We start from the raw sequence: 22302 nt of genomic DNA, 5'->3' as shown, positions 1-22302 counted from the left end.
TAATCATAGATTATGAGGAGAAAGAATTTAATTTATGAGGATAAGAAAACTGGAATTTAATCTCCAGTTTTTTTATTAATAAAAAAAGAAAACCACTAGCTAAGCTAGTGGACACAAAGAACCGGAAGGTTATGAGTATGAAAAAAAGACCCCCTAATGATAATTTGCAATTTCAATGTACATTTAGTGGGAAGAAAATATCATTTAAAGAATTATTAACAAAAGTAAATAATGCAGAAGATATAATAAAAAAATTATCTTCAAATGAACATATATCAAATAAAGAAAAAATAGATTGGATAACTGGATTTAGAAAAATAAAAACGATAATAAATGCTAGAGATGTTAAAACTATATATTATTATGATTCGTTAGAAAGATTAATAAAAGTAGAAATTCCAACAGAAAAAATATATATAAAATACTATTATGATTTACTTGGAAATATAATTAAAATATTAACTCCAAGGGGGAGTATAGTAAAGCAATATAATAAAAGAGGAGAATTAATAAAAGAAATAGGAAAACTAAATTCAGAAGTTTTGAAAGGTATAAATAAAGCAGAACAAGGGAAAATAGATGAAGGTGATTTATATAATATAGAAATAAAAGGTAAAACAAATATTTATAAGTACGATTATTTGGGGAATATAATCTATAAAAAAGACAAGAAATTACAAGAATTCTATTATACATATGATAGTTATAATAGATTGCAATATGTTTATAAAAATAAAATAGAAGAAGATAATAAAATAAAAGAATATAAATATTATGATGATGGTTCAATAAAAGAGGTTATTAACTCATTAGAGAAAGAATCATTAAATTATAAATATTATAATGATGGTAGCTTAAAAGAGTTAGTATATCCAGATGGAAAAAGCGTAAAGTATGAGTACAATAAAAATGGAAACATAAAAAAAGTTACTGATATAACCAATAAATATTATAAATATATATATGATACTAGAAATAGATTATGGAAAATATATGATAATAATGAAACGGATGAAAAAATAGAATATCAATATTACATGAATAATAAATTAGAAAAGTTAGAAGAAAAAAAAGATAAAAAAACTATATATTCTGAAGAATATACATATGATATTGGAAATTTAATGACTTTACAAGGGACTTTAAATGAAAAGAAGAGTTTAGATTATACTTATGATTATGATAAAGTAGGAAATTTAACAACTGAAATCAATAATATATCTAATCAAAAAAACATATATATGTATGATGGAGTGAATAGACTTATTAGAAACTTAAAAATTAATAATGGGAATGATAGTATTGATAGGGGCTATACATATACAACTTCGGGAAATATAAGTATGGAAAAATATAAAGTAAAAGTTAATAATAACTGGAATGAAACAGGCGGTTTGTGGTATAATTATAACGAAGATGATGAGTTGATAAATATAACAAAATGGAAAGGAGTAAAATCAAATAATAATATATGGGAATGTAAAAAAGAAAAAAATTCATTTGAATATGATGATAATGGAAATCTGCTAAATAAGTCAATAAATGGAGAAAAAACAGAAGCTTATAAATATAATATAGAAAATAGGCTTACAAAATATAATGATATAAAAAGAGGGATAACGGGAATATATAAATATTATCCAACAAATCAAAGGAAGTCAAAAGCAGTAAATGGATTAGAAACAAAATTTTATTATTCAAATAATAAAATTATAAATGACATATCAAATGGAGAAATAAAAAGAAATTTATTTGGATTAAGAGGAATAATAGGAAGAGAAATAAATGGGAAAAACTATGGTTATTTGAAAAATAGTCATGGAGATACACTAAAACTATTTGATTCGTCAGGAACAATAAAAAATAATTATGAATATGATAAGTATGGGAAAGAGCTTAAAATAGAAGAAGACATAAAAAATCCATTTAGATATTCAGGAGAATATACAGATGAAGAGAGTGGATTGCAGTATCTAAGAGCAAGATATTATAGCCCGGAGATAAGACGATTTATAAGTCGTGATACGTACAAGGGCGATATTAAGGAGCCGCTTAGTTTGAACTTATATGGCTACTCAAAAGGGAATCCTATTAGGTATGTCGATCCGTCGGGGCATGATGCTGCAGATATAATTTATACATTTGCAGATTTTAGTGCAGGAATGGGAGATACGCTTTCCTTTGGATTGACATATCATATTAGAGAATTAATGGGAACAAATAGTAGTGTTAATTTTAATTCAGGAGCTTATAATTTTGGAGAGTTTTCTGCATTTGCATTAGGAATGGGAATGGAAAATGCAGGAGCTTTTGATAGAGCTAAATCCTATAATGCTGAGTTGAAAAATATAACAAAGCCAAAAGCTGATTTTTATGTAAAATCAAATGGAGATGTTATTCCTTCTACTGGATATAGGTATGTATCTAAAGATGCGACATATTTAGAGGAAATGCAAAATAGTATGAAAATACCTTCTAATACAAACGGGACATATTTTAGTTTTGAAAAATATGATATTCCTTCTCCTGGAAAATTACAAGTACCTCATGATGCTTCTATTAGGGCTTCGTTTGATACTTTACAATTATTAGATGATATAAGAATTCCGTATGGGAAATGGAATACAACTAATTATTTAGAACCACTTACAAAAGATTTTCCAAAGTTTGGGGAAGGCGGAGCAACTCAAGCAATTACAAATATGTCAATTCATTTAGATGATATAGAAATATTGAAATAAAACTAAAAGAGGTGAAATAATGTATAATAAGAATGACATAAATCTAACTAAAGCAATATTAAAAGAAGAATTAAAAATCGATATAGATGATAATAAATTATTAGAAAAAACAAAAAAAATTTTAAAAATCACATATTCTATTGGTGGAGATTTTGGAGAAGGTACTATTAGAAAAGTAGTAAAAACTTGTATAGAGGAAAGTATAATTTAAAATAGCCCAAATAATATTCCCAAGCCTCACCTATCCGCTCGCTACATAATAAACATTATCCGACGCAGCCGTCGAGACTGCGCTCTCCTTAGAGCATCCGATAATGTGGTATTATGTGCTCGCTCCTGCTTTTGAGGAGTGCCCCACCTTTGATTCCTCCCCACTAAACGTTTGATGTGGGGAGGGAGCGTGGATATATGGTACTTGGGCAAGGATATCTTGAGAGGGAGAAAAGGAACTTAGTTCCTTACCCTCTCAAACTCTCCCCTATCCTCAATTACGCAAAATTAATTTAATGGTAAGTGGAGAAGTTAAGGAAATGAATTTTCCGTATATGAGGTTTTAAAAGCAAAGGCAGTTCCTAAATACTAAAAAACAAAAAAGAAGCCTTAGAATGAATTTAAAGTACATTTTAAAAGAAATTAAAAGCAAATTGAATAATGAAAAAAATCCCAGCAGGATAAAAAGCTGGGATTTTTCTTTTATAAAGTAAAAAAATGGTTTTATTTTAAATTTTTATAAATATCTCCTCTACTTCCTATAGCTAAAACATATACAACTAAAATATCATTATATATTTTATAAATAACTCTATATTTTCCAATTCTTAATCTGTATGTTTCCTCAAGAGTTCCTTTTAATTGTTTTATATCATATTTTTTTAAAGCTTTTTCGTAATTAGGCATTATTTCTTTAAAAATATTTATAATTTTTTTCTTTTCATTTGAATGTTTATTTAAAAATTTGACTGCTTTTTTAGATAATTTTAATTTATATTTCAATTATTTCACCTGTTTCTAAATCTTCTTTAGTTAAATTTGATAATATATTTTTTATTTCTTCTTGTTCTTTATCATCTACATAAGGAGTTAATACTCGCATTTTATAAGCTAAATCATTTTTTGTTTTTTCTTCTAAATATTTTTTTACAGCCTCTCTGATAATAAAACTTATACTTTTTTTATGTAATTCTTTAAAAATTTTTAAATGCTCCCATAATTCTTTGTCCATAACTATACTTTTTCTATTCATTTTTATCACCTCGTTATATAATTATTGAATTCTATAATTATATAATACCATTTATAATTATATTTGTCAAAAAATATGAGCACAGCGACACTAATTTTTTAAAAAAATGAGTTTCGCAAATGGGTATTTTGGAATGTTCAAAGCAAATTGAATAATGAAAAAATCCCAGCAGGATAAAAAGCTGGGATTTTTCTTTTTTTGTGTTTTCCACTCCTTTTCTTTCGATTGTATCACGAGCCGTTAGGAAGTAAAAAGCTTTTTGAAATTTTTTTAATGCTTAAAAAAATTTCAAACTCTGCTTTTGACTTCCTTCCTTTACTCGTGAGGCTTGTAAAGAAAAAAGGAGGTGGAAAAGATGGAAGAGATTAGACCTTGTAAGTATTTTGATATATGCGATGATGGAGCATTAGGTTGCATACTTATTCAAGATAATTGTAAATATTTCTGTTCACCAGAAGATTGTCCAGATTATGAGCCAGAGGAGGATTAATTTCCTCTTCTGGTTTTTCTTTTCATTTATAAATTTTTCAAAAAAATACAACAGAAATAAAAAAATATTAAAAAAAATAAAAAAAATTTAAATTTCACCTGTTGTAGGTTTTGTTTAATATATGTTTAATAAGGTTTAAGGTAGCTGGAAGCCCTGTAAATAAAGGGATATATCTCCTAACTAACGACACTTTCTGCACAAAAGACGACAGATTCTGCGTTAAAAGACGACCTTTTCTGCAGCAAAAAGCGACTTCTTCTGCACAACTAACGACAGTTTCTGCAGGTAAAAGACGACTCTTTCTGCAAGAAATTTGGAAAAGTGAATGTAGATGTATAGTCGCCAAAAAAAGTACTTGCAATTTCGAAAAAAACGGTGTATAATTTTATTACACAATGTATAAATATGATAAAACGACTAATTTAAAAAAGGTCGTTAAGAAAAGAGGTGAAAAAATGGCTATTTTGAAAAAAAGCAGGATTTTAATTCAAAGTTCATCAAAGATGGGTCTAAATCAGAAAAAAGCATTTAATGCGTTGCTGTATATAGCAAAACAACAAATGGATGAAGATTTTGACAGGAAAATATTCAAATCGACATACAAAGAAGTAAAAAGTCTAATGACAGACAAAAGAATAAACAATAATGAACTACTAAAGAATTTGGAATCATTAGTAGAAATAGGAATAACAATAAATATATTGGAAAATGAAAAATTTATGAGTAGAAGAGCAGTTGCAGTATTAGCAGAAGTAGAAACAGATAAAGATTTTAATATAGAATTTATCTTTCCAGATACAGTGAGAAAAAATTTGTACCATCCAAAAATGTTTAGTCCATTAAATTTAGATTTCCAAAAAGGAATGAGTAGAAAACATTCATTGCCAATTTATGAATTTTGCAAAGACTATATAAAAGTACAAATACCCAAGATGGAATTGGAAACGTTTAAATTTATGTTGGGAATAACAGGAGCATATAATAAAATACACGATTTAAGAAGAAAAGTGATAGAACCAGCAATAAAAGAGATAAATGAAACAACAGATATAAATATAACGAAATATGAATTAATAAGAAATGGTAAAAAAATGGGGCATATAAAATTCTGGGGTGAAGCAAAAGAAGGATTTTCAGTAAGTGAGGGAAATGGAATATTCCCAGGAAATGAAGTAGAAATATTTGAAGAAGATCCAAAAGGGAAAATTAAAATTCAAAAGACATTGGAATTTGAAGAATTAATAAAGAAAATGCCAGCTAAAGAAAAATTAACATTAAAACAAGAAAAAGAATTAAAAAAATTAATAAAAGAATATGGATTGGAGCATGTAGAATCAAATTTAAATTATACAAATAGTCATAAATATAAAGAATATTACAATTATTTAAGAAAAGCAATAAAAGAAGATTATGCAGAACCAATGAGAGTAAAAGCAGCAGCGGAAAAAGAAAGATTAGAAAAAGAGAAATTGGAATTAGACAAACAAAAAGCAGCAGCAGAATTAAAAGCAAAATTAAGAGAAGAAACTTTAAAATTTTACAATAATATGCCTGAAAAAGAGAGGCTTGACATAGAAAAAACAGCATTAGAAGAGCTGGAACAACTGAAAGGAATAAAATTTTTAAAGAATAGACCAACAATATTTGCAAGTATGAAAGAAGAAAAAATAATAGAGATATTGAGAGGCGAACATCAAAATGGATATAATAAAAAAGGTCTTAAACCAGCTGAAACTGATTAAGACCAAGACTATGAAACAGTAGGCTCGACACCTAAATAGTCAAAAAATTATACCATAAAATGATGTAAAAAGCTACTGCCAAAATGAAAAATTTTGGCAGATTATTGGCTTTTTTTGTTTTTTTTGTCTTTATTGGAAGAGAGGAAATTATGTTATTTGTGGAAGCAATAGAGAAATGGAAATATGTACTTACAGCAGGAATGAGAAGCAAAGCAACAATTAAAGGGAATTGTGTAATATTGAGATATTTTAAAAATTACCTTGAAGAGGAAAAAAATTCAAAAATTTATGTAGAAGATATAAAAAAATCTGATATGGAAAGTTTTTTTAAAAAATTAGTAGAGAAAAAATTAGAAAGTTCAACATTATCAACTTATCAAATTAGATTAAATAGTTTTTTTAAATACCTTTATTCTAATGAATTGATAAAAGAAGATCTATCAAAAGCAGTTCCGAAAATAAAAAGAATAAATAAACAGAGAGAATATTTAACACAGGAAGAAGTTGAAAAATTGATTGGATGTATTGAAAAACCTTTGTTGAAAACATATTTCAAAACGTTGTATTATACTGGATTAAGATTAAATGAATGCTTATTTTTAGAAAAACGAGATATAAATTTTAAGAAAGAATTAATATATATTAGAAATGGAAAAGGTGGAGGAAGTAGATATATTCCAATGTCAAAAAAGTTAAAAAAAATACTATTGGAATATAAAGAAAATAACATACCAGAAGTTGAAACAACAAGGTTTTTTAGTACAAAATATACAGGGAAACTATCAAATTATTATGTAGCGATAACATTAAGAAAAGCAGTAAAAAAAGCTGGATTTTTTGGTAGAAAAATAACAAGTCATACTTTCAGACATTCATTTGCTAGTTCGCTAGTTAGTAAAAATGTAAATATAAAAATAATTCAGAAACTATTAGGGCATTCAAACATAAATACAACAATGATTTATTTAAACGCAAGTAATGAAGATATGAGAAAAGCAGTAAATGAACTTTAGGAGGTGTGAGATTGAACTCTGAAGAAAAATTAAGATATATATTTGAACAGTTAAAAAAAGGGATAGAACGTGAAGAATTATCAGAAAAAATGGGATATAAAAATTATAATTCATTTAAAAATTTTGTAAGAAGTAAAGGTTATTATTGGGAAAAAGAAGGGAAAAGATATGTAAAAGGGAAAAAAAGAGAAGCCCCAAAGATAAAAGTAGATGATAGTTTTAGAGTAAAACGGGTTTTAATGTATTTTCAAGATGAAAACGCAGATCCAAAAGAGGTTGCAAAAAAACTTGATTTTGATAATTATAAAGATATGTCAAATTTTATGAAAATGAAAGGTTATTTATGGTCATCGAAGGAAAGTAATTTTGTAAAAAAAGAAGAATATTTAAATAGGAATTTAGAGGAATTGAAAAATTTAGATAAATATATAGAATTACTAGAGCTACTGTCAAAAAATTATGGGAACCTGGAAGAAGCATTAAATTTAAATTCGGGTAAAGTGATAAAAAAATATAGGATACCAGGAATAAATACAATAAAATCAGTACAAATAATAAGCAGTTTAAATGAAATGGCAAGAGAATATAGTAGAGCATTTAATATAACTCAAAAGAATATATTTGAGGTAGCATTAATAGAATTTTTTCAAAAATATGGGTTTGAAAGAGAAATAAAGTATTTATTAGGAGAAAAGACAGAAAAAGCTAATAATATCGGGCAATAAGCTCGTGTTATTAGCTTTTTTGTATATGAAATCCATTTAGTGTATGAAAAGTAATATTACAAAAACATTACAATGCTATTAGTAATAGAATAGTAATGTTTTTGTAAGTTTACAAATACAAATATATATGTTAAAATGATGTTGGAAATAAAGGGCTAGAGAAAAATAGAAATTTAGTATCGTTATTGTTTAGGGAATCCTTTGAGGTATGTTGATCCGTCTGGGCATTTTGGAGAAGGAATTGCAATGATGGGGCAGCATTATTTAAATACTGTAACTGCTGGATTTAAAATGTTAGTTGAAAATCTTCCATGGGTAGAATCGTATAATGATAGTAAGACGGCATCTACTGGTAAAGACATGTGGGGAGAACCTACTGATCGAGCTTTTGGAGTAGCTGGATTAGCTCTTCCGTTAGCTGGTTCTACTTTGAAAAAGGTTGGAAATATAATTAAAAAATTAGATCCGAGTTTAATTCGATTTAGTCAAAATAGTATTAAAAATACTTTTAAGAATGGTGGGAAAATTGAGGATTTAATTGCAGGATTAAAAAATGGTTCTATAAATCCAGATGATATTCCAGCTATAAGAGTTTTTGAGAAAGATGGTAAAATATATTCGTTAGATAATAGAAGGCTTAAAGCTTTTAAAGATGCTGGACTTGATATAAATGTTAAGCGTGTTAATACAAATGATTTAAAAATAGAAAGAGAAATAAAAAGAAAATTTAAACCAATAAATGATGGCTTAGATATTAAAGTTAGGGGTGAATAATTTATGATAGAAATAGAAGTAGAAAAGATAAGAAATAAAAAAGATTTTATTGAATTTGTCAGACAATTAAGAATGGATTTTAAAGAAAATAAAGAGGAGTGGGAGAATGACACACTTGAAAATTATTTAGAAGCATTTCAAGCGGCAATTGAAGCAATGGATAATTATTATATAAATAATAAATTAGAAATTCCTAAAAATGTTCCTTGGAATATTTTTGCTGAAATACTGGAAACAGCAAAATATTATGAATGATTAAAAATGTTCCGACCAATAAAAAGCTACTACCTTTTGCCCCACCTATCCGCTCGCGACATAATAAACATTATCCGACGCAGCCGTCGAGACTGCGCTCTCCTTAGAGCATCCGATAATGTGGTATTATGTGCTCGCTCCTGCTTTTGAGGAGTACCCCACCTTTGATTCCTCCCCACTAAACGTTTGATGTGGGGAGGGAGCGTGGATATATAGCACTTGGGCAAGGATATCTTGAGAGGGAGAAAAGGAACTTAGTTCCTTACCCTCTCAAACTCTCCCCTATCCTCAATTACGCAAAATTAATTTAATGGTAAGTGGAGAAGTTAAGGCAATGAATTTTCCGTATATGAGTTTTTAAAAGCAAAGGCAGTTCCTAAATACTAAAAAACAAAAAAGAAGCCTTAGAATGAATTTAAAGTACATTTTAAAAGAAATTAAAAGCAAATTGAATAATGAAAAAAATCCCAGCAGGATAAAAAGCTGGGATTTTTCTTTTATAAAGTAAAAAAATGGTTTTATTTTAAATTTTTATAAATATCTCCTCTACTTCCTATAGCTAAAACATATACAACTAAAATATCATTATATATTTTATAAATAACTCTATATTTTCCAATTCTTAATCTGTATGTTTCCTCAAGAGTTCCTTTTAATTGTTTTATATCATATTTTTTTAAAGCTTTTTCGTAATTAGGCATTATTTCTTTAAAAATATTTATAATTTTTTCCTTTTCATTTGAATGTTTATTTAAAAATTTGACTGCTTTTTTAGATAATTTTAATTTATATTTCAATTATTTCACCTGTTTCTAAATCTTCTTTAGTTAAATTTGATAATATATTTTTTATTTCTTCTTGTTCTTTATCATCTACATAAGGAGTTAATACTCGCATTTTATAAGCTAAATCATTTTTTGTTTTTTCTTCTAAATATTTTTTTACAGCCTCTCTGATAATAAAACTTATACTTTTTTTATGTAATTCTTTAAAAATTTTTAAATGCTCCCATAATTCTTTGTCCATAACTATACTTTTTCTATTCATTTTTATCACCTCGTTATATAATTATTGAATTCTATAATTATATAATACCATTTATAATTATATTTGTCAAAAAATATGAGCACAGCGACACTAATTTTTTAAAAAAATGAGTTTCGCAAATGGGTATTTTGGAATGTTCAAAGCAAATTGAATAATGAAAAAATCCCAGCAGGATAAAAAGCTGGGATTTTTCTTTTTTTGTGTTTTCCACTCCTTTTCTTTCGATTGTATCACGAGCCGTTAGGAAGTAAAAAGCTTTTTGAAATTTTTTTAATGCTTAAAAAAATTTCAAACTCTGCTTTTGACTTCCTTCCTTTACTCGTGAGGCTTGTAAAGAAAAAAGGAGGTGGAAAAGATGGAAGAGATTAGACCTTGTAAGTATTTTGATATATGCGATGATGGAGCATTAGGTTGCATACTTATTCAAGATAATTGTAAATATTTCATTTCACCAGAAGATTGTCCAGATTATGAGCCAGAGGAGGATTAATTTCCTCTTCTGGTTTTTCCTTTCATTTATAAATTTTTCAAAAAAAACAACAAAAATAAAAAAATATTAAAAAAAATAAAAAAATTTAAATTTCACCTGTTGTAGGTTTTGTTTAATATATGTTTAATAAAGTTTAAGGTAGCTGAAAGCCTTGTAAATAAAGGGATATATCTCCTAACTAACGACACTTTCTGCACAAAAGACGACAGATTCTGCGTTAAAAGACGACCTTTTCTGCAGCAAAAAGCGACTTCTTCTGCACAACTAACGACACTTTCTGCAGGAAAAAGACGACTCTTTCTGCAAGAAATTTGGTAAAGTGAATGTAGATGTATAGTCGCCAAAAAAAGTACTTGCAATTTCGAAAAAAACGGTGTATAATTTTATTACACAATGTATAAATATGATAAAACGACTAATTTAAAAAAGGTCGTTAAGAAAAGAGGTGAAAAAATGGCTATTTTGAAAAAAAGCAGGATTTTAATTCAAAGTTCATCAAAGATGGGTCTAAATCAGAAAAAAGCATTTAATGCGTTGCTGTATATAGCAAAACAACAAATGGATGAAGATTTTGACAGGAAAATATTCAAATCGACATACAAAGAAGTAAAAAGTCTAATGACAGACAAAAGAATAAACAATAATGAACTACTAAAGAATTTGGAATCATTAGTAGAAATAGGAATAACAATAAATATATTGGAAAATGAAAAATTTATGAGTAGAAGAGCAGTTGCAGTATTAGCAGAAGTAGAAACAGATAAAGATTTTAATATAGAATTTATCTTTCCAGATACAGTGAGAAAAAATTTGTACCATCCAAAAATGTTTAGTCCATTAAATTTAGATTTCCAAAAAGGAATGAGTAGAAAACATTCATTGCCAATTTATGAATTTTGCAAAGACTATATAAAAGTACAAATACCCAAGATGGAATTGGAAACGTTTAAATTTATGTTGGGAATAACAGGAGCATATAATAAAATACACGATTTAAGAAGAAAAGTGATAGAACCAGCAATAAAAGAGATAAATGAAACAACAGATATAAATATAACGAAATATGAATTAATAAGAAATGGTAAAAAAATGGGGCATATAAAATTCTGGGGTGAAGCAAAAGAAGGATTTTCAGTAAGTGAGGGAAATGGAATATTCCCAGGAAATGAAGTAGAAATATTTGAAGAAGAGCCAAAAGGGAAAATTAAAATTCAAAAGACATTGGAATTTGAAGAATTAATAAAGAAAATGCCAGCTAAAGAAAAATTAACATTAAAACAAGAAAAAGAATTGAAAAAATTAATAAAAGAATATGGATTAGAGCATGTAGAATCAAATTTAAATTATACAAATAGTCATAAATATAAAGAATATTACAATTATTTAAGAAAAGCAATAAAAGAAGATTATGCAGAACCAATGAGAGTAAAAGCAGCAGCGGAAAAAGAAAGATTAGAAAAAGAGAAATTGGAATTAGACAAACAAAAAGCAGCAGCAGAATTAAAAGCAAAATTAAGAGAAGAAACTTTAAAATTTTACAATAATATGCCTGAAAAAGAGAGGCTTGACATAGAAAAAACAGCATTGGAAGAGTTGGAACAACTTAAAGGAATAAAATTTTTAAAGAATAGACCAACAATATTTGCAAGTATGAAAGAAGAAAAAATAATAGAGATATTAAGCTCAATCCATCAAAATGGATATAATAAAAAAGGTCTTAAATCAGAAGCAACTGATTAAGACCAAGACTATAAAACAGTAGGCTCACCACCTAAATAGTCAAAAAATTATACCATAAAATGATGTAAAAAGCTACTGCCAAAATGAAAAATTTTGGCAGATTATTGGCTTTTTTTGTGTTTTTTGTCTTTATTGGAAGAGAGGGAATTATGTTATTTGTGGAAGCAATAGAGAAATGGAAATATGTACTTACAGCAGGAATGAGAAGCAAAGCAACAATTAAAGGGAATTGTGTAATATTGAGATATTTTAAAAATTACCTTGAAGAGGAAAAAAATTCAAAAATTTATGTAGAAGATATAAAAAAATCTGATATGGAAAGTTTTTTTAAAAAATTAGTAGAGAAAAAATTAGAAAGTTCAACATTATCAACTTATCAAATTAGATTAAATAGTTTTTTTAAATACCTTTATTCTAATGAATTGATAAAAGAAGATCTATCAAAAGCAGTTCCGAAAATAAAAAGAATAAATAAACAGAGAGAATATTTAACACAGGAAGAAGTTGAAAAATTGATTGGATGTATTGAAAAACCTTTGTTGAAAACATATTTCAAAACGTTGTATTATACTGGATTAAGATTAAATGAATGCTTATTTTTAGAAAAACGAGATATAAATTTTAAGAAAGAATTAATATATATTAGAAATGGAAAAGGTGGAGGAAGTAGATATATTCCAATGTCAAAAAAGTTAAAAAAAATACTATTGGAATATAAAGAAAATAACATACCAGAAGTTGAAACAACAAGGTTTTTTAGTACAAAATATACAGGGAAACTATCAAATTATTATGTAGCGATAACATTAAGAAAAGCAGTAAAAAAAGCTGGATTTTTTGGTAGAAAAATAACAAGTCATACTTTCAGACATTCATTTGCTAGTTCGCTAGTTAGTAAAAATGTAAATATAAAAATAATTCAGAAACTATTAGGGCATTCAAACATAAATACAACAATGATTTATTTAAACGCAAGTAATGAAGATATGAGAAAAGCAGTAAATGAACTTTAGGAGGTGTGAGATTGAACTCTGAAGAAAAATTAAGATATATATTTGAACAGTTAAAAAAAGGGATAGAACGTGAAGAATTATCAGAAAAAATGGGATATAAAAATTATAATTCATTTAAAAATTTTGTAAGAAGTAAAGGTTATTATTGGGAAAAAGAAGGGAAAAGATATGTAAAAGGGAAAAAAAGAGAAGCCCCAAAGATAAAAGTAGATGATAGTTTTAGAGCAAAACGGGTTTTAATGTATTTTCAAGATGAAAACGCAGATCCAAAAGAGGTTGCAAAAAAACTTGATTTTGATAATTATAAAGATATGTCAAATTTTATGAAAATGAAAGGTTATTTATGGTCATCGAAGGAAAGTAATTTTGTAAAAAAAGAAGAATATTTAAATAGGAATTTAGAGGAATTGAAAAATTTAGATAAATATATAGAATTACTAGAGCTACTGTCAAAAAATTATGGGAACTTGGAAGAAGCATTGAATTTAAATTCGGGTAAAGTGATAAAAAAATATAGGATACCAGGAATAAATACAATAAAATCAATACAAATAATAAGTAGTTTAAATGAAATGGCAAGAGAATATAGTAGAGCGTTTAATATAACTCAAAAGAATATATTTGAGGTAGCATTAATAGAATTTTTTCAAAAATATGGGTTTGAAAGAGAAATAAAGTATTTATTAGGAGAAAAGACAGAAAAAGCTAATAATATCGGGGTATAAGCTCGTATTATTAGCTTTTTTATATATGAAATTCAGTTAATGTATGAAAAGTAATATTACAAAAACATTACAATGCTATTAGTAATAGAATAGTAATGTTTTTGTAAGTTTACAAATACAAAGATATATGTTAAAATGATGTTGGAAATAAAGGGCTAGAGAAAAATAGAAATTTAGTATCGTTATTGTTTAGGGAATCCGTTGAGGTATGTCGATCCGTCGGGGCATGATGTTGTATTGCTAAATGATAGTCAATCGGTAAATATAAAACTTTTGGGTGGACCTCAAGGGCATAACGCTGTATTAGTTGGAAATGATAAAACAGGATGGGTTTATTATTGTAAAAATGGTTTTGGTCCAAGTAAAATTACTGGTGAAAAAAATGATAGAATTGAATATAAAAAATTAAGTGATTTTAAATCAAGTGAAATAGGACAGCGATATGATCGTGGATATAGAGTGAAAACTTCACAAAAACAAGATGACGTGATGAAAACATATGGAGATAAAAATTATAATAAACCATATGATCTTATTTCTGACCCTTGGTTTGGAGGCAATTTGGCTGAAAATTGTGCAGATTTAGCAGGAGAAGTAGCTGGAGCTGGAGGCTTGGAAGTATCTTATCCTAAGCTTTTAGGAGGAACAATTCCAAATAAACAATATGATAATTTTAGAAAATCGAATCCAGGAACAGATTGGCGAGATACTTTTGATTATAAATATGATTCTAATGGACGACAAGATGAAAATTCATATAACGAATATTATGCTAAACTTGGTAAATAAAAATATTAAGGAGATGTAATTTTATGATAACAAAAATAGATTTAATGTATATAGGCATAATAATTTCTTTTATAGTGTATACTGATATTAAACCATTAGCTTCTACATTACTATTGGCAATATATTTTGCAATAATTGGTTTTAGCTATTCTGTGATTAGAATTTTGATGAAAAATATTATTAGTTTTGAGATGGGCTTGATAAAATTAATTATAATTGTTATTTCTCCAATTTTAATTAGTATGTTAATAAGTAAAATTCCAGATGCAGAAACGGCTGCTATATCTTTTTTCTTGTTAATTTTTATAAGTGGGATACTTGCAATTTCATACACTTTGGGATATTTTATAATTAAATTATTTTTAAAATGAATTTTATGAAGATAAAATTATGACAATATATATAGAATTATTAATTTTGTATATTGCTGATAAAAATAAACAAAACTCCCAAGCCCGACCTATCCGCTCGCGACATAATAAACATTATCCGACGCAGTCGTCGAGACTGCGCTCTCCTTAGAGCATCCGATAATGTGGTATTATGTGCTCACTCCTGCTTTTGAGGAGTGCCCCACCTTTGATTCCTCCCCACTAAACGATTGATGTGGGGAGGGAGCGTGGATATATAGCACTTGGGCAAGGATATCTTGAGAGGGAGAAAAGGAACTTAGTTCCTTACCCTCTCAAACTCTCCCCTATCCTCAATTACGCAAAATTAATTTAATGGTAAGTGGAGAAGTTAAGGAAATGAATTTTCCGTATATGAGGTTTTAAAAGTAAAGGCAGCCCCTAACATACTAAAAAACATAAAAGAAGCCTTAGAATTGATTTAAAGTACATTTTAAAAGAAATTAAAAGCAAATTGAATAATGAAAAAAATCCCAGCAGGATAAAAAGCTGGGATTTTTCTTTTTTTTTGTGTTTTCCACTCCTTTTCTTTCGATTGTATCACGAGCCGTTAGGAAGTAAAAAGCTTTTTGAAATTTTTTTAATGCTTAAAAAAATTTCAAACTCTGCTTTTGACTTCCTTCCTTTACTCGTGAGGCTTGTAAAGAAAAAAGGAGGTGGAAAAGATGAAAGAGATTAAAAGCTGTAAGTATTTTGATATATGCGATGATGGAGCATTAGGTTGCATACTTATTCAAGATAATTGTAAATATTTCTGTTCACCAGAAGATTGTCCAGATTATGAGCCAGAGGAGGATTAATTTCCTCTTCTGGTTTTTCTTTTCATTATATAAATTTTTCAAAAAAATACAACCAAAAATAAAAAAATATTAAAAAAAATTTAAATTTCACCTGTTGTAGGTTTTGTTTAATATATGTTTAATAAAGTTTAAGGTAGCTGGAAGTACTGCCAATAAAGGGTTGTAGCTCCTAACTAACGACAGTTTCTGCACAAAAGACGACAGATTCTGCGTTAAAAGACGACCTTTTCTGCAGCAAAAAGCGACTTCTTCTGCACAACTAACGACAGTTTCTGCAGGTAAAAGACGACTCTTTCTGCAAGAAATTTGGAAAAGGGGATGTAGATGTATAGTCGCCCAAAAAAGTACTTGCAATTTCGAAAAAAACGGTGTATAATTTTATTACACAATGTATAAATACGATAAAACGACTAATTTAAAAAAGGTCGTTAAGAAAAGAGGTGAAAAAATGGCTATTTTGAAAAAAAGCAGGATTTTAATTCAAAGTTCATCAAAGATGGGTCTAAATCAGAAAAAAGCATTTAATGCGTTGCTGTATATAGCAAAACAACAAATGGATGAAGATTTTGACAGGAAAATATTCAAATCGACATACAAAGAAGTAAAAAGTCTAATGACAGACAAAAGAATAAACAATAATGAACTTTTAAAGAATTTAGAATCATTAGTGGAAATAGGAATAACAATAAATATATTGGAAAATGAAAAATTTATGAGTAGAAGAGCAGTAGCAGTATTAGCAGAAGTAGAAACAGATAAAGATTTTAATATAGAATTTATCTTTCCAGATACAGTGAGAAAAAATTTGTACCATCCAAAAATGTTTAGTCCATTAAATTTAGACTTTCAAAAAGGAATGAGTAGAAAACATTCATTGCCAATTTATGAATTTTGCAAAGACTATATAAAAGTACAAATACCCAAGATGGAATTGGAAACATTTAAATTTATGCTAGGTATAACAGGAGCATATAATAAAATACACGATTTAAGAAGAAAAGTAATAGAACCAGCAATAAAAGAGATAAATGAAACAACAGATATAAATATAACGAAATATGAATTAATAAGAAATGGTAAAAAAATGGGGCATATAAAATTCTGGGGTGAAGCAAAAGAAGGATTTTCAGTAAGCGAGGGAAATGGAATATTCCCAGGAAATGAAGTAGAAATATTTGAAGAAGAGCCAAAAGGGAAAATTAAAATTCAAAAGACATTGGAATTTGAAGAATTAATAAAGAAAATACCAGCTAAAGAAAAATTAACATTAAAACAAGAAAAAGAATTGAAAAAATTAATAAAAGAATATGGATTAGAGCATGTAGAATCAAATTTAAATTATACAAATAGTCATAAATATAAAGAATATTACAATTATTTAAGAAAAGCAATAAAAGAAGATTATGCAGAACCAATGAGAGTAAAAGCAGCAGCGGAAAAAGAAAGATTAGAAAAAGAGAAATTGGAATTAGACAAACAAAAAGCAGCAGCAGAATTAAAAGCAAAATTAAGAGAAGAAACTTTAAAATTTTACAATAATATGCCTGAAAAAGAGAGGCTTGACATAGAAAAAACAGCATTGGAAGAGTTGGAACAACTTAAAGGAATAAAATTTTTAAAGAATAGACCAACAATATTTGCAAGTATGAAAGAAGAAAAAATAATAGAGATATTAAGCTCAATCCATCAAAATGGATATAATAAAAAAGGTCTTAAATCAGAAGCAACTGATTAAGACCAAGACTATAAAACAGTAGGCTCACCACCTAAATAGTCAAAAAATTATACCATAAAATGATGTAAAAAGCTACTGCCAAAATGAAAAATTTTGGCAGATTATTGGCTTTTTTTGTGTTTTTTGTCTTTATTGGAAGAGAGGGAATTATGTTATTTGTGGAAGCAATAGAGAAATGGAAATATGTACTTACAGCAGGAATGAGAAGCAAAGCAACAATTAAAGGGCATTATGTAATATTGAGATATTTTAAAAATTACCTTGAAGAGGAAAAAAATTCAAAAATTTATGTAGAAGATATAAAAAAATCTGATGTGGAAAGTTTTTTTAAAAAATCAGTAGAGAAAAAATTAGAAAGTTCAACATTATCAACTTATCAAATTAGATTAAATAGTTTTTTTAAATACCTTTATTCTAATGAATTGATAAAAGAAGATCTATCAAAAGCAGTTCCGAAAATAAAAAGAATAAATAAACAGAGAGAATATTTTAATCTGTACCCTTTGTCAAGTACATTTAAAAAAAAAGTAGTTAAGCTGATTTATTTTCTAAAAGATGATTTCTATATTTTATAGGAGTCATCTTTTTTAATCCCCACTGACATCTATAATTATTATAATAATCCATATAATCATCAATCTCATTAATTAATTCTTCAAATGTATTACATTCTTTAATATTTGCTTCATCTTTAAAGTGGCCAAAAAATGATTCTTGAGGAGCATTGTCCCAGCAATTACCTCTTCTTGACATTGACTGATCTAAGCCACTATTTTTAACTAATTTTTGAAATGTTGGGCTTGTATAATGGACTCCTTGATCAGAATGTATTAATGCATCCTTATGAATTTTAAAGCTTTTGTTTTCCATAAGAGTTCTTATTGTTTCTGTTGCAATTTCTAACTTAATATTTTTAGATAATACATATGCAGGTATTTCTCCTGTTGAACTATCCTTAATAGTTGATAAATACGCACGTTGACCATTACCATATGATAGGTATGTTATATCTGTTAATAATATTTTCCCTGGTATTTCTTGTTTAAATTCCCTATTCAATTTATTTGGAATAGTTGTATGCTCTTTTGTAGCCTTTGCTATTCTCTTATAAGGATTTGCCTTTCTAATCGTACATACAATACTATATTTTTTCATAATTCTTCTGATTTTTTTCAGATTAAAAATTGTAGCAAATTCATTTTCTAAAGTCATTTTTATCTGTCTAGCTCCCTTTTGCCTACCTTTGAATTCATATGCTTTTATGATTAAATCTCTTGCTTTTTCATCTTCTAATTCTTGATTGCTTTTATTTGTTTTGGAAGTTTCAGACAAATAGTTATAATAACTTGTTCTAGAAATTTCTGCAACTTCACATAAATATTTTATAATATTTTTTACACCACTTGTTTCTATTACATCTTTGATTATAACAAACTTTTCTGATGGCGATAATTCAATTAATTTACCGTTCACCTCTCTTTCTCGCACGTCTAGCTTTTTTAGCAAATCAATCTCCGCTTGAAGATAATCATTTTTTACTTGAAGCCTTTCATATTTCTCTTCTAAAGATAGCTCTCTTTCTAAAGGTCGTCCAGAGTTCTCTTTTCTTCTATCATCTAACCCTAATACTCCTTGCTCTTTATAGGCACGTCTCCATCTTGCTGCTGCTGATCGAATCCTTTTCATCCCTAATACTTGTACGTCAAATCCATATTTTTCAAATATTGCTCTAGGTAAAATTTTATCTTGACTTTCTGCAATAAAAATTCTTCTGAATTCTGATGTATATGTGATTGCCTTAGAACTTATAGTTTTGACATATTTATTTTTTGATAAAATTTCAATCTCTTTTTTTGTGAATATTTTGTTGCTCATGAAATCCTCCAATCTATTAAATTAACATTATAGATATTATATAAAAATACCATATCTGATGCAACTTTTTTTTAAATGTCCATCTTATAGGGTACAGTATATTTAACACAGGAAGAAGTTGAAAAATTGATTGGATGTATTGAAAAACCTTTGTTGAAAACATATTTCAAAACGTTGTATTATACTGGATTAAGATTAAATGAATGCTTATTTTTAGAAAAACGAGATATAAATTTTAAGAAAGAATTAATATATATTAGAAATGGAAAAGGTGGAGGAAGTAGATATATTCCAATGTCAAAAAAGTTAAAAAAAATACTATTGGAATATAAAGAAAATAACATACCAGAAGTTGAAACAACAAGGTTTTTTAGTACAAAATATACAGGGAAACTATCAAATTATTATGTAGTGATAACATTAAGAAAAGCAGTAAAAAAAGCTGGATTTTTTGGTAGAAAAATAACAAGTCATACTTTCAGACATTCATTTGCTAGTTCGCTAGTTAGTAAAAATGTAAATATAAAAATAATTCAGAAATTATTAGGGCATTCAAACATAAATACAACAATGATTTATTTAAACGCAAGTAATGAAGATATGAGAAAAGCAGTAAATGAACTTTAGGAGGTGTGAGATTGAACTCTGAAGAAAAATTAAGATATATATTTGAACAGTTAAAAAAAGGGGTAGGACGTGAAGAATTATCAGAAAAAATGGGATATAAGAATTATAATTCGTTTAAAAATTTTGTAAGAAGTAAAGGTTATTATTGGGAAAAAGAAGGGAAAAGATATGTAAAAGGGAAAAAAAGAGAAGTCTCAAAGATAAAGGTAGATGATAGTTTTAGAGCAAAACGGGTTTTAATGTATTTTCAAGATGAAAATGCAGATCCAAAAGAGGTTGCAAAAAAACTTGATTTTGATAATTATAAAGATATGTCAAATTTTATGAAAATGAAAGGTTATTTATGGTCATCGAAGGAAAGTAATTTTGTAAAAAAAGAAGAATATTTAAATAGGAATTTAGAGGAATTGAAAAATTTAGATAAATATATAGAATTACTAGAGCTACTGTCAAAAAATTATGGGAACTTGGAAGAAGCATTGAATTTAAATTCGGGTAAAGTGATAAAAAAATATAGGATACCAGGAATAAATACAATAAAATCAATACAAATAATAAGTAGTTTAAATGAAATGGCAAGAGAATATAGTAGAGCATTTAATATAACTCAAAAGAATATATTTGAGGTAGCATTAATAGAATTTTTTCAAAAATATGGGTTTGAAAGAGAAATAAAGTATTTATTAGGAGAAAAGACAGAAAAAGCTAATAATATCGGGCAATAAGCTCGTGTTATTAGCTTTTTTGTATATGAAATCCATTTAGTGTATGAAAAGTAATATTACAAAAACATTACAATGCTATTAGTAATAGAATAGTAATGTTTTTGTAAGTTTACAAATACAAATATATATGTTAAAATGATGTTGGAAATAAAGGGCTAGAGAAAAATAGAAATTTAGTATCGTTATTGTTTAGGGAATCCGGTGAGGTATGTCGATCCGTCGGGGCATGATGTTGTATTGCTAAATGATAGTCAATCGGTAAATATAAAACTTTTGGGTGGACCTCAAGGGCATAACGCTGTATTAGTTGGAAATGATAAAACAGGATGGGTTTATTATTGTAAAAATGGTTTTGGTCCAAGTAAAATTACTGGTGAAAAAAATGATAGAATTGAATATAAAAAATTAAGTGATTTTAAATCAAGTGAAATAGGACAGCGATATGATCGTGGATATAGAGTGAAAACTTCACAAAAACAAGATGACGTGATGAAAACATATGGAGATAAAAATTATAATAAACCATATGATCTTATTTCTGACCCTTGGTTTGGAGGCAATTTGGCTGAAAATTGTGCAGATTTAGCAGGAGAAGTAGCTGGAGCTGGAGGCTTGGAAGTATCTTATCCTAAGCTTTTAGGAGGAACAATTCCAAATAAACAATATGATAATTTTAGAAAATCGAATTCAGGAACGGATTGGCGAGATACTTTTGATTATAAATATGATTCTAATGGACGACAAGATGAAAATTCATATAACGAATATTATGCTAAACTTGGTAAATGAAAATATTAAGGAGATGTAATTTTATGATAACAAAAATAGATTTAACGTATATAAGTATAATAATTACAATTTTAATATATACTTATTTCAAGCCGTTTGACAGTACAACGCATGTTATGGAGTTGATTTATGGTTTTGTTGGTTTTAGTTATCCGATAATGAAAGTGCTATTTAAAAATGATATATTATTTGGAAATGGATTAGTTAAAATAATATTAATAACTGTCATTCCAGATGTAATTGCTATGTTTTTAATAAGTTATGGAAAAGAAATTAGATTAGAGACCATTGCATGGTATTTGCTTGTAACGATTTATCTAATTTTTGTAATTTTTATTGCATATGTTGTAGGTTATTTTTTTACGAAAAGTATATTTAAACAATTATGAGCTTGAAGATGTTAAAATATTTAGATCATAATTAGGTTTAGTTGTGATTAAAAATCATCTCCCAAGCTTCACCCTATCCGCTCGCGACATAATAAACATTATCCGACGCAGTCGTCGAGACTGCGCTCTCCTTAGAGCATCCGATAATGTGGTATTATGTGCTCG

Annotated in this window: 25 protein-coding genes and 1 pseudogene; 21 read left to right on the top strand and 5 right to left on the bottom strand. The window is 27.4% G+C overall.

Annotation, left to right across the window (positions count from 1 at the left end; translation table 11 throughout):
- Nucleotides 1-137: 137 nt before the first annotated feature.
- Both RDY08_RS11445 and RDY08_RS11440 read left to right on the top strand, forming a co-directional pair.
- Entirely contained in the window at nt 138-2741 is a 2604-nt protein-coding gene (locus RDY08_RS11445) for an RHS repeat domain-containing protein (protein WP_307905547.1), read from the top strand.
- 19 nt (nt 2742-2760) lie between these two features.
- A complete protein-coding gene (locus RDY08_RS11440; RefSeq protein WP_307905546.1) occupies nt 2761-2952 on the top strand; it encodes a hypothetical protein in 192 nt (63 codons plus the stop codon).
- Between the two features lie 503 nt (nt 2953-3455).
- Here RDY08_RS11440 and RDY08_RS11435 read toward each other — a convergent pair.
- A complete protein-coding gene (locus RDY08_RS11435; protein WP_307905545.1) occupies nt 3456-3734 on the bottom strand; it encodes a type II toxin-antitoxin system RelE family toxin in 279 nt (92 codons plus the stop codon).
- Nucleotides 3724-3984 carry a hypothetical protein gene (locus RDY08_RS11430; RefSeq protein ID WP_307905538.1) on the bottom strand — a complete coding sequence of 87 codons (261 nt, stop codon included), beginning with the start codon at nt 3982-3984 and terminating at the stop codon, nt 3724-3726. Before RDY08_RS11430 ends, RDY08_RS11435 begins: the two co-directional genes overlap by 11 nt.
- A gap of 355 nt (nt 3985-4339) precedes the next feature.
- On the opposite strand from RDY08_RS11430, the gene RDY08_RS11425 reads away from it, so the two are divergent.
- From RDY08_RS11425 to RDY08_RS11400, 6 genes are all read left to right on the top strand, one after another.
- On the top strand, nt 4340-4474 hold the full coding sequence (locus RDY08_RS11425; protein WP_307905544.1) for a hypothetical protein: 135 nt from the start codon (nt 4340-4342) through the stop codon (nt 4472-4474).
- A 455-nt stretch (nt 4475-4929) separates the two neighbouring features.
- Entirely contained in the window at nt 4930-6216 is a 1287-nt protein-coding gene (locus tag RDY08_RS11420; RefSeq protein WP_307905543.1) for a replication initiation protein, read from the top strand.
- Nucleotides 6217-6365: 149 nt separating this feature from the next.
- A complete protein-coding gene (locus RDY08_RS11415) occupies nt 6366-7229 on the top strand; it encodes a tyrosine-type recombinase/integrase (RefSeq protein ID WP_307905535.1) in 864 nt (287 codons plus the stop codon).
- A gap of 11 nt (nt 7230-7240) precedes the next feature.
- Entirely contained in the window at nt 7241-7954 is a 714-nt protein-coding gene (locus tag RDY08_RS11410) for a hypothetical protein (protein ID WP_307905542.1), read from the top strand.
- A 201-nt stretch (nt 7955-8155) separates the two neighbouring features.
- On the top strand, nt 8156-8728 hold the full coding sequence (locus RDY08_RS11405) for a hypothetical protein (RefSeq protein WP_307905541.1): 573 nt from the start codon (nt 8156-8158) through the stop codon (nt 8726-8728).
- A gap of 3 nt (nt 8729-8731) precedes the next feature.
- Nucleotides 8732-8983, top strand: a complete 252-nt coding sequence (locus RDY08_RS11400; RefSeq protein WP_307905540.1) for a DUF7660 family protein — start codon at nt 8732-8734, stop codon at nt 8981-8983.
- Nucleotides 8984-9501: 518 nt separating this feature from the next.
- On the opposite strand, the gene RDY08_RS11395 is transcribed toward RDY08_RS11400, so the two are convergent.
- Together RDY08_RS11395 and RDY08_RS11390 are read right to left on the bottom strand one after the other, a co-directional pair.
- Nucleotides 9502-9780: a type II toxin-antitoxin system RelE family toxin gene (locus RDY08_RS11395; protein WP_307905539.1), complete on the bottom strand. Its 279-nt coding sequence runs from the start codon at nt 9778-9780 to the stop codon at nt 9502-9504.
- The gene (locus RDY08_RS11390; protein WP_307905538.1) at nt 9770-10030 is read right to left on the bottom strand and encodes a hypothetical protein; all 261 of its coding nucleotides are present in this window, start codon (nt 10028-10030) and stop codon (nt 9770-9772) included. Before RDY08_RS11390 ends, RDY08_RS11395 begins: the two co-directional genes overlap by 11 nt.
- A 355-nt stretch (nt 10031-10385) precedes the next feature.
- Here RDY08_RS11390 and RDY08_RS11385 point away from each other — a divergent pair, with 355 nt between their 5' ends.
- The 9 genes from RDY08_RS11385 to RDY08_RS11345 all read left to right on the top strand — a co-directional run bounded on the left by RDY08_RS11385 (nt 10386) and on the right by RDY08_RS11345 (nt 18307).
- Nucleotides 10386-10520 carry a hypothetical protein gene (locus RDY08_RS11385; protein WP_307905537.1) on the top strand — a complete coding sequence of 45 codons (135 nt, stop codon included), beginning with the start codon at nt 10386-10388 and terminating at the stop codon, nt 10518-10520.
- A gap of 453 nt (nt 10521-10973) precedes the next feature.
- Nucleotides 10974-12260, top strand: a complete 1287-nt coding sequence (locus RDY08_RS11380; protein ID WP_307905536.1) for a replication initiation protein — start codon at nt 10974-10976, stop codon at nt 12258-12260.
- Between the two features lie 149 nt (nt 12261-12409).
- Complete coding sequence (locus RDY08_RS11375) at nt 12410-13273, top strand: tyrosine-type recombinase/integrase (RefSeq protein ID WP_307905535.1); 864 nt, start codon at nt 12410-12412, stop codon at nt 13271-13273.
- An 11-nt stretch (nt 13274-13284) separates the two neighbouring features.
- Nucleotides 13285-13998 carry a hypothetical protein gene (locus RDY08_RS11370; RefSeq protein WP_307905534.1) on the top strand — a complete coding sequence of 238 codons (714 nt, stop codon included), beginning with the start codon at nt 13285-13287 and terminating at the stop codon, nt 13996-13998.
- Between the two features lie 201 nt (nt 13999-14199).
- Nucleotides 14200-14787, top strand: coding sequence for a hypothetical protein (locus RDY08_RS11365; protein ID WP_307905533.1), 588 nt, complete (start codon nt 14200-14202; stop codon nt 14785-14787).
- A gap of 23 nt (nt 14788-14810) precedes the next feature.
- The gene (locus tag RDY08_RS11360; RefSeq protein WP_307905532.1) at nt 14811-15158 is read left to right on the top strand and encodes a hypothetical protein; all 348 of its coding nucleotides are present in this window, start codon (nt 14811-14813) and stop codon (nt 15156-15158) included.
- A gap of 704 nt (nt 15159-15862) precedes the next feature.
- Complete coding sequence (locus RDY08_RS11355; protein ID WP_307905531.1) at nt 15863-15997, top strand: hypothetical protein; 135 nt, start codon at nt 15863-15865, stop codon at nt 15995-15997.
- A 448-nt stretch (nt 15998-16445) separates the two neighbouring features.
- Nucleotides 16446-17732, top strand: a complete 1287-nt coding sequence (locus tag RDY08_RS11350) for a replication initiation protein (protein ID WP_307905530.1) — start codon at nt 16446-16448, stop codon at nt 17730-17732.
- 149 nt (nt 17733-17881) lie between these two features.
- On the top strand, nt 17882-18307 hold the full coding sequence (locus tag RDY08_RS11345; protein WP_307905529.1) for a site-specific integrase: 426 nt from the start codon (nt 17882-17884) through the stop codon (nt 18305-18307).
- On the opposite strand, the gene RDY08_RS11340 is transcribed toward RDY08_RS11345, so the two are convergent.
- Nucleotides 18264-19607 carry an IS3 family transposase gene (locus RDY08_RS11340; protein WP_307903683.1) on the bottom strand — a complete coding sequence of 448 codons (1344 nt, stop codon included), beginning with the start codon at nt 19605-19607 and terminating at the stop codon, nt 18264-18266. The genes RDY08_RS11345 and RDY08_RS11340 overlap by 44 nt on opposite strands.
- 111 nt (nt 19608-19718) lie before the next feature.
- Between RDY08_RS11340 and RDY08_RS11335 the strand changes: the two are divergent.
- The 4 genes and pseudogenes from RDY08_RS11335 to RDY08_RS11320 all read left to right on the top strand — a co-directional run.
- Nucleotides 19719-20234, top strand: a pseudogene (locus RDY08_RS11335) (tyrosine-type recombinase/integrase); the annotation flags it as partial.
- Between the two features lie 11 nt (nt 20235-20245).
- Nucleotides 20246-20959 carry a hypothetical protein gene (locus RDY08_RS11330; protein ID WP_307905528.1) on the top strand — a complete coding sequence of 238 codons (714 nt, stop codon included), beginning with the start codon at nt 20246-20248 and terminating at the stop codon, nt 20957-20959.
- A 201-nt stretch (nt 20960-21160) separates the two neighbouring features.
- A complete protein-coding gene (locus tag RDY08_RS11325) occupies nt 21161-21748 on the top strand; it encodes a hypothetical protein (protein WP_307905527.1) in 588 nt (195 codons plus the stop codon).
- Nucleotides 21745-22137, top strand: coding sequence for a hypothetical protein (locus tag RDY08_RS11320; RefSeq protein WP_307905526.1), 393 nt, complete (start codon nt 21745-21747; stop codon nt 22135-22137). Before RDY08_RS11325 ends, RDY08_RS11320 begins: the two co-directional genes overlap by 4 nt.
- Nucleotides 22138-22302: the final 165 nt, after the last annotated feature.

Source organism: Haliovirga abyssi (assembly GCF_030295325.1).
In the GTDB taxonomy this organism is placed as follows: domain Bacteria; phylum Fusobacteriota; class Fusobacteriia; order Fusobacteriales; family Haliovirgaceae; genus Haliovirga; species Haliovirga abyssi.
This window is presented reverse-complemented; position numbering and strand designations above follow the sequence as displayed.